This is a genomic window from Streptacidiphilus sp. MAP12-16 (assembly GCF_041262165.1).
In the GTDB taxonomy this organism is placed as follows: Bacteria; Actinomycetota; Actinomycetes; order Streptomycetales; family Streptomycetaceae; genus Streptacidiphilus.
This window is the reverse complement of sequence record NZ_JBGCBY010000067.1, coordinates 1-8,195: the sequence shown is the minus strand read 5'-3', so window position 1 is coordinate 8,195 and position 8,195 is coordinate 1. Positions and strand designations below refer to the sequence as shown.

At 67.5% G+C, this 8,195-nt stretch carries 7 protein-coding genes; 5 read left to right on the top strand and 2 right to left on the bottom strand.

Going from position 1 to position 8,195, the window contains the following annotated elements; genetic code table 11:
• The first annotated feature begins 1,186 nt into the window (after positions 1-1,186).
• The 3 genes from ABIA33_RS37885 to ABIA33_RS37875 all read left to right on the top strand — a co-directional run bounded on the left by ABIA33_RS37885 (position 1,187) and on the right by ABIA33_RS37875 (position 4,227).
• Entirely contained in the window at positions 1,187-1,561 is a 375-nt protein-coding gene (locus ABIA33_RS37885) for a hypothetical protein (protein ID WP_370088762.1), read from the top strand.
• Between the two features lie 1,374 nt (positions 1,562-2,935).
• The gene (locus ABIA33_RS37880; protein WP_370088760.1) at positions 2,936-3,451 is read left to right on the top strand and encodes an RNA polymerase sigma factor; all 516 of its coding nucleotides are present in this window, start codon (positions 2,936-2,938) and stop codon (positions 3,449-3,451) included.
• Positions 3,451-4,227, top strand: a complete 777-nt coding sequence (locus tag ABIA33_RS37875; RefSeq protein WP_370088758.1) for a hypothetical protein — start codon at positions 3,451-3,453, stop codon at positions 4,225-4,227. The genes ABIA33_RS37880 and ABIA33_RS37875 overlap by 1 nt, the downstream gene beginning before the upstream one ends.
• A gap of 57 nt (positions 4,228-4,284) precedes the next feature.
• Here ABIA33_RS37875 and ABIA33_RS37870 read toward each other — a convergent pair whose 3' ends face one another.
• Positions 4,285-5,622 (bottom strand): peptidase, encoded by a 1,338-nt coding sequence (locus tag ABIA33_RS37870; protein ID WP_370088756.1) that lies wholly within the window; start codon positions 5,620-5,622, stop codon positions 4,285-4,287.
• A 542-nt stretch (positions 5,623-6,164) separates the two neighbouring features.
• Between ABIA33_RS37870 and ABIA33_RS37865 the strand changes: the two genes are divergently transcribed.
• Positions 6,165-6,389, top strand: a complete 225-nt coding sequence (locus ABIA33_RS37865; RefSeq protein ID WP_370088754.1) for a hypothetical protein — start codon at positions 6,165-6,167, stop codon at positions 6,387-6,389.
• Positions 6,390-6,531: 142 nt separating this feature from the next.
• Positions 6,532-6,750, top strand: coding sequence for a hypothetical protein (locus ABIA33_RS37860; RefSeq protein WP_370088752.1), 219 nt, complete (start codon positions 6,532-6,534; stop codon positions 6,748-6,750).
• 87 nt (positions 6,751-6,837) lie between these two features.
• Here the strand turns inward: ABIA33_RS37860 and ABIA33_RS37855 are convergent, their stop codons facing one another.
• On the bottom strand, positions 6,838-7,719 hold the full coding sequence (locus tag ABIA33_RS37855; protein ID WP_370088750.1) for a GyrI-like domain-containing protein: 882 nt from the start codon (positions 7,717-7,719) through the stop codon (positions 6,838-6,840).
• Between the last annotated feature and the right edge of the window lie 476 nt (positions 7,720-8,195).

Genomic DNA, 8,195 nt, shown 5'->3' with positions numbered 1-8,195 from the left:
CCACCCGTCCAGGGGCACAAGGGCCGCTGCCCGGACGACGAGCATGGACGCGGACTGATCATCATCGACGCCCTGGCTGTCGCACATGGCACACATCCCCACGCAGGCGGCGCGACGCACTGGGCCTGCCTGGATGCGGAAACCGATGCCGGCACACGACTCAGACCTCACTGAAGGACTCGCGGTACCCCAACGACACTCACACACCGAGCAGCCGGAGCCATGGCCGGAGGACCACGAGCAGGACCAGGAGCAGCCGTCCGAGGGTACTGGTGCGCCTGCTCCCACCGGCGGTGCTCAAGTTCGCCAGCGGAAAGCACTCGGCGGCGGAGATCGCAGCGGCGATCCAGCTACGCGTGCCCTCCCCCCCGAGGAGGCAGGGCCGAGGAGCTCCTGCTCTCTCTGCAGCGCTGCCATCTGGTGGAGTCTCCGTCGTGGGGACGGTGGCGCATGCACGACCTGGTTCGCCTCTACGCGGACGATCACGGCCGCCACCATGCGAAGGACGATCGGAGGGAAGCTCTTCGGGCCGGAGGCGGAACCGGGTGTGGTAGGTCTGCAGGAAGTAGCAGTAGTCGATGTGCAGGTGGTCCGGCTCGCCGCGGGTCTCCCGCCGCGGAATCGGGAACAGGTCCAGTCGGACCCACTAACAGCCAGACCAGGTCTCGGGGGACCAGACCCACCTCCTCACCCAGCTTCTGCTGCAGCGCCCACTCGCCGGCTCCGGGACCGTGGTCGCCGGACAGCTCGTCACCAGGCGTCGACGCCGTAGGCCTGACCGGAGGGCCACGGGGTAGCGTCCAGACCCTCGGCCTCGTCCCATTCGCCGTTGGTGTTCTGGCAGGGTTTTCGGGTTCAGGCACGGACTCCGTGAGCCGTCGTCAGCCAGGGGGATGGCCTCAAGGCCGTCAACACCAGGCGGGATACTTGCCTGGTGGACGTACCGAGGACTTCCTGGGTTAACACGACGCATGACTGGTCCGGCGTCGTTGATACGGATCATCTGGCGCATATCCGACAGAGTCCCGCGGAGTTCGCTCCGGATGGACCTTGGCACCTCGTCGTTGAGGTACTTGCCTATGCCGCCGACGAAGCGTCAAGCGCGGGCGGGGGACGCTGCGTCGTCGTTCTCCATCCCGACGGTTCGCTGTCTGTCCGGGATGACGGACGGGGCACTGACACCCGCGTGGACGAGCACGGCCGGAGCGTGAAGAAGCCGGTCATGGCTACGAAGGATCTCCGGTTCTTCGATTTCCCGCAGGTCGAGGTACTGCCTGACGGCCATCCTCGGCGCGGCATGTCCGTGGTTGCGGCGCTCAGCGAGTGGCTCGTCCATACCAACCGCCGCCTCAACGGGGCCTGGACTCAGCGCTACGAACACGGCGTCCCCGTCACCGATCTTGAGCCCGTTGAGGCCGACGGCACAACCGGGACACTGGTCCATTTCAGGCCGGACGGGTCGTTGGGTTCGGTGACCGTGCCGGCGGCCGGCGACCTTTCGCGCCTGACCACAGCCTGGCCGCAGCTACAGGTTCAGGTCGATGACCGGCGCAATCACTGACGGATTCGGCGGCGGTGGCCGGTCTCTCAATAATCAGCTCGGTGGGGCGACCCTCGCGGTCTGTGGTCGGCCGCTGGCGGCGGTCAGTAGGAGCCGCGCCGTCCGGGTTGACCAGGGCCTCGCAGAGGGTCTCGCGCCCGGTGTGCGCGAAGGCCGCCACACCACAACGGGCGGCCCCTGCTGCTGCAAACCGCTCCAACGTGGTGACGGTGATCGCGATCGCGGCGGCGTAGTGGGTGTAAGGGTGGCGGGTGCCGTCCCGTCAGTGGATGCAGGAAAGTTCGCGCAGCGCGGTCATTCATTCCCATCGACTGCGTCTCTGACCTGGAGAATTGCCTGTGAGTACACGTGACGTGCAACGGGCGACGTGACACATGTACTGCAGAGCACCCCCGGTACCGGACATGCGTGAGGGGGGCGCCGCTGATGGGCGGGCCCCCTCACAGGATCCGATCCGGTCAGGCGCTGCGCTGTCGGAGCTCGACCACGTTGGATTCCACCGGGTCGATCCTCGGGCCCTTTCAGAAACAGCATCCGGTTTCTGACTGCATCACAGCCGGTCTCTGGTTGCACGATGACTGTACTGCCGTTGCACGATGACCAGTCTCTGGATGCACTTCGACCGGTCTGCAGTTGCACCTCATCCGGCACCGTTTTGCACACGGCCCCCAGGCGGCACAAGGGCAAAGCCGGTGCCCCTCTATACCTACGTAGTAGACGGTCCCTCACCACTCGGGGCTCACCCCGCGTGGCACTTCCACGGTGGGTGCGGCGCAGTGTGCCTTCCGACTCCCACCACTGCGCACCACCCACCGAGCGGGCACAGCACATCTCAGCTCGACAACCCCCATCCGCCTCGGCCACGGTTCAGCCACCACAGCTGGCGGAGGAGGTTCGGCAGCGACGGCGAGTGCATGGAGTCAATGGTCCGCGTGGGCTTGTGCAGTCTTACTAGGGCAACTGCCCAGCAAGGGCCGTCAGGCCCGCACGGTGCTCGATGCGAGCCTGCGAGTGTCGGGCAGGGCAGGCGGCATTGGCGGTCCAGCGCGCCCTTGGCGCTGGCGCGGGTCTGGGCCGCGTAGGCCCAGGGACGGAGGATCGTATCGTCGGTCGACGGCCACAATGCTGCGGTAGGGCGCGGCCCCGGCCAGCACCATGGGCAGGAGGTGCGGAAAGGGTGGGGGAGAGATGAGGGGGCACCGCCCGCTTGCTCCTGCCGATTTTCGGAGGCAACGGCTGGGCACCGGCGAATCGGACAGGCAGGCAACAGTGTGCCGATGTGCCCGTCCATTGGGGCGGTGAGGTTGAGGGACAAGAGCCCCCAACGAATCTGGCTTGTTGTTCGTGCTAGTAGGTGAGGGGATCGGAGGACACGTGGCCGAGTGGTCAGAACTTCTCTCGGAGTTGGTGCAGTCGCGCGGCTCGGAGCTGAAACGGTACGGCTTTCTGTTGTGCGGTGATCGGACTGAGGCGTCCGATCTGGTGCAGGATGCGTTGGTTCGGGTCTTCACCCACCCGCATCGCTCGTGGACGGTCGGGGATGTCGAGGGGTATGTGCGGCGCACGATGCTCAACCGCTTCCTTGACCTGCATCGGCGCCGGGCGCGCCTGGCGCAGCTCCTGCCGCGCCTGGTGCAGAAGCCCACGGTGCCCGACCACGGTGCGGCATCGGCCCATCGTCTGGATCTGCTGACCGCCCTGGACTCCTTGAGCCCGCGGCAGCGTGCGTGTGTGGTCCTGCGCTACTACGAGGACCGGTCTGTCGCGGATGTCGCCGAGCGGCTCAACGCCAGCCCGGGGACGGTCAAGCGTCACCTCAGTGACGCTCTGGTGCGCATGGGCAAAGCCCTGGACATTCAACGAGAAGCACCCGTAGGGGGTAATAAGTGATGAACCCTGAGGAACTGCGCGGTGGCCTGCCTGGGGCCGCCGACTTGGCGGGACCGCTGGAAATCGACCTCGGGCGCGTCGCCGGCCGGTCCCGGCACCGTCGACGGGTCCGCTATGCGGCGGTCGGCTGCACCAGTCTCGCCGTCGCCGCGGCGGCGCTTGTCGGCATTAGCCACCTGGGTGGACAGCCCACCCGTGTCGTTCAGCCCGCGGCGGGCCCGGTGGCGACGCCAAGTGCCAGCGCGTCCTCGGGGGTCGGCGCCTCGTCGGGGCAGACGCGCCGATACACGTGCGGTGGAACCATTGCCGCGCCCATCGACCCCGGTACGCACCACGACACGGTCACGGTCTCGATCTCGGGTGTGCGGCGGGCAGCGAACGGAGCTCCGCTGGTCACCTACACGGTGGCGTCGACCTCGACCCTGCACGTCGTCAAGAACGCAGGCAGGCCCCGGGTGGTGGTTCTCAAGGACGGCAAGATCGTGGCCGGGCAGGATCTATCTGCCGACGCCTCGCATCCCCCGGTCTCCGGCAAGCCCGCGGACTTCATCACGATCGATCCGGCGCATCCCTACTCGGCGACGCTGGCGGCGCCAATAGGTGCGCCGTGCGGCGGTGCGGCTTGGACGGATTTGTGGGCGCCCGGGGCCGGATACCAGGTCGCGGTGGTGGTCTCGGACTGGGAACTGAGCACTCCGGCGCGCACTCCCATCTACACGCCCGGCTACGTGAATCCGGACCCCGTGATCGTGGTGAGCGCGCCGATCGCGGGTTAGCGCATGTGGTGCGGGGGGCGACCGGGCAGGCTGCCCGGTCGCCCCCCGCGGCCGGTCTCAGGTGGTGGGATTGAGCTTCAGGCCGTAGGCGTTGAAGATGTCGATGGCCTCGGTCCAGTCGACCCGGGCCTGATCGGCGGTGCCGTCGGCGCCACCCGCGGAGATGACCCCGCGGGCCTGGCGGTTGTTGCTGCTGTCGGTGATGGCGAAGACGATGCCCCCGCTGTCCCCCTGGACCGATCCCCAGCCGTTGACGTCCACCCCCTCGACGCCGCGCGAGTTGTAGCCGTCGACCGGGAACCACAGGTCCTGGTTGGTCACCTTGATGCCGCAGGGCGTGCCGTGGCCGAAGTAGGCCGAACGGGCACCGGACTGGCAGACGGGGTCGCCGACGAGGGAGTACTTGACGCTGGTCAGTGGCTTCCAGCTTTCGTTGTCGCTCTCGTCGGCGTTGTTGTTGGCCCCGTCGAGGGTCTCCGCGTCCCAGGTCTGGTTGCGGCTGGTGACCTTGCCGACCCAGTTTCCGGTCAGTCCGTTGCCCCAGCCCCAGGTCGAGCCGCCTCCCGTGTAGACCTGGGTGCCCACGCCGAAGCAGTGGGCGGCGGTGATCATGATCGGGTGGTTGTCGCTCGTGCGGACGGCCGGCAGGCCGGTGGTGCAGTAGGAGTGCCCGTCCGGGGTGATGACGTCGCCGCCGATGAACGGCGCGCTGTCGTGCCACTTCACGGCGGCCCAACTCGTGCTCATGGGAATAGCGCTGTTCTTCGCCGCGCCGGCCACGTGGAGGACCTTGCTCGTGCGGCGGACGCCGTGCTCGAAAATGATCTTCACGCTGGATGTTGCGGAGCTGCCCGTGACGGACTGGCTCACGCGTGCGTTGTGTGAGGTGGTCTTGGGATCCGCCACCTCGACCAGCAGCCCCGAACCGTCCACGGCCGGGCCGACCGCGTACACCTCGAAGGAGTGGGACTGGTTGACGAAGTTCTGCCGTGCGGCGTGCAGTTCCTGCAGGGTGTACGCGGCCTTGTGGACGCGGATCAGGCTGGTGTCGATAGACGGGGCTGCCTTCTTCGCGGCCCGGATCAAGGATCCGGCCTTGCTCGTGTCGGTGACGTACAGGTTCACCAGGTGGTGGCCCGCATCGATGGCCACGTTGGCGTAGATCCGGCTCCCGGCGCGGCTCTGCCCCGCATCGGTCAGTGCGTAGCCGACCGCCCGAAGCGGCGCCAGGAGAGCTGCCTGCGCGGCCGGGGACAGCGCGGCGACCTGAACGTCCGTGAGCACGGCCGGGGTGGCACTCGCGTGGGCCGTCGGAACCTGCAGGGCTGTTGCGGCGAGCGTGGCCACTGCGGCCAGCCCGACGCCCAGGCTGGACTTGAGGCGCGCGTTCTTCATGAATCCCCCATGTGTCATGGGCCTGACATAGATCAGGCCATATGTATGACGCTCAATCAGAGGCCAGCACAGGGACCGTGGTTCAGACGTTCAGCCCCCCGCTGATCACCAATGCCAAGCTAGCCGAACGCACAGGGTAAGTACGAGCGAATTTCGAACACGTGCAGGAATGTCTGCATCCGTCACGTGCGATGGCTTTTACTCCGCATGGTGCTGTTTTCTCCGGCCAGGTCGCTTCATCCTGAAGTTGCTGGTCGGAGGGGTGGTTTGGCGATGGTTAGGCATGAACTCCGCTCTTCTGCGGCACGGCGGGTCCATGCTGGCGGGCGTGACCAAACAGCCGGGGCCACTCCCGCTGCCAGCAGCGGCGGGGCGGCCGCCGACCGGCGGTTGTCCCGTCTGGGCATCCCCGACAGCCCCCGGCGGCTCCGACGACGATCCGGACTAGGGTTCGACGCATGTCGTCCCATCTCAGTCATGGCACATCGGGGGCCATCCGGCGCTTCGCAGGATGGGTCGCTCGCGGCTCAGCAGGGCATCCCATGCTGGAGGGGATCAACTACTGGGACGAGTTGAAGGACTCACCCAGCCAGATGGAGGTCTGTTTCGCCGCCTTCGTCAACGTCCTCGAACTTGACGAACACGGAGAACCCGTCAACGAAAAGTACGCGGAGCGACGCGCTGCCACGTTCCTTTATCAGTACTGCACGGGAGAGCTCCCACCCGGAGAAGCCGCACTGGAGCACTGGGAGGACGAGCTTTACTGACCCGAGCATCCGATCCTGCAGGAGGCCCGCGACCTGGTCAGCACGGTCCTGGACCGGGGCTGACACCCGATATCCGATGGCCGGGACCACGCAGGATGTGCGACGGTGACGCCGTCGCACATCCGGTGGCCGAGGGGGAGTCTTGCCTGCACCGTCAGGGTTCAGTTACGAGGAACGGCCTGACGGGACCGTGGTCGTCACCCACGGGTCCCGGGTGGCCGCCCGGCTGCGCGGGACGCGGGCGCAGGAATTCCTGGCGGAGGCTCAGAGCGGCGACCCGCAACTGGTGATGGCTCGCTGGACCGGTAACTACAAGCGCGGCAACGAACGAACCGCTAAACGCCACCCTCGTAACAGCTGAGGCGGGGCCGGGCTACTTCAGGTACGGCCCCGTTGGACGCAGGCAGGCCGTGAAGTCTTCCCACAGATAGCACGCAGGTACCGGTGTTCACGCCCCGGCGCTCCCGCTGCCCCGCTCGACTGGGATCCACAGCTGGGAGTCGGTTTCCGTGCCGATCTCCACCGGCTGCGTCCGCAGGAGCTCCGGACCGGGCCGGCTCGTATAAGAGTTCGAGGGAAACCACTGCGTGAACACGTCCCGCCACAGCTCCTGGAGTGCGCTCGGATAGGGACCGTGGTTGTCGAAGACCGCCCAGGTCCCGGCTGGCACGTCGAGGGCGTCGAGTTCCTCGGCGGTCGCCTCGGGACCGGTCGCCACGCCGATCCAGTAGTCCGCCTCGGCGCCCTCCTCCCGGCTGTCGGTCAGGTACACCGCCGCCGACAGGATCCCCTCCGGCTCCCGGCCGGACAGCTCCTTCATCCGTACGATCGCCTGCTCGTCCAGGCTCTCCAAGTGCGCCGCGGCGGCTGCGTTGACCCCCTCGTGCACGAGCGGGACCCGGGCCTTCCTGCCGACGACCCGAAACGACTCCTTCTCCACGATCCGGTACCGCATGGTCGTACTTCCTTCTACGCTGACACGGAAGGACATGCGCGGCTGTGCCGTGAGCACCGCACCCGTGCGCCGGGCCTCACCCGGCCCGATGCCGTGCACCGACCGGAATGCCCGGGCGAACGCCTCGCCCGAGCCGTACCCGTACCGCACCCCGATATCGAGCAGCGTCAGCTCCCCGGCCAGCACCTCGGCCCCGGCGAGCGTCATCCGCCGGCGCCGCACGTAGACCGGAAGCGGCATCCCGGCGAGGGCGGAGAACAGCCGCCGGAAGTGGTACTCCGACACCGCGGCGATCCGGGCCACCTCGGCCATATCGACCTCCCGGTCCAGGCAGGCCTCCAGGTGGTTCAGCGCCTGATTCAGCCGCTCCAGCACGCGTATCCGTCCTTCCTTCTTGTGTCTCCCGGTGGGAACGCCCACCCTGCCAACCAGCCGCAGCCAGCACCCGAGCCCAAGCCGGAGTCGTTTGCCGCGTGCGGCGCCCCGGCGGTCATCGGCGCTGCGTTCTCGGCCGGGCTGTCGTGACGCACATGCTCGACGGGTGATCTCGGGCTGTTCCCTGTGGGAACACCTACCGATACGGCCGGTCGACCGACGGGCCGACCGCGCGGCCGTCAGGCCGCCTTGCTACTTGCTGGAGTTAGAGAAAATTTGGCCGCGTCCCGCCCGACAAAACCAGTGCGGGAATTGTTGGGAAGGAAGCCTCGGCGTTACCTGAGACTTACGCCCATGACAGATATTAAGGGACTATGCGACCCGCGGTTCGTCGCAGTCCGTGAGGCCCTTGCGGCCTCGCTCGGCAAGGACGACGTGGGCGCCTCGGTCGCTGTCTACCTCGACGGCGAGCCGGT

What these genes read in the sequence shown, in the direction of transcription:
- ABIA33_RS37875 (WP_370088758.1), top strand. Translation starts at nt 3,451, where the DNA reads ATGAACCCTGAGGAACTGCGCGGTGGCCTGCCTGGGGCCGCCGACTTG.
- ABIA33_RS37870 (WP_370088756.1), bottom strand. Translation starts at nt 5,622, where the DNA reads ATGAAGAACGCGCGCCTCAAGTCCAGCCTGGGCGTCGGGCTGGCCGCA.
- ABIA33_RS37865 (WP_370088754.1), top strand. Translation starts at nt 6,165, where the DNA reads ATGCTGGAGGGGATCAACTACTGGGACGAGTTGAAGGACTCACCCAGC.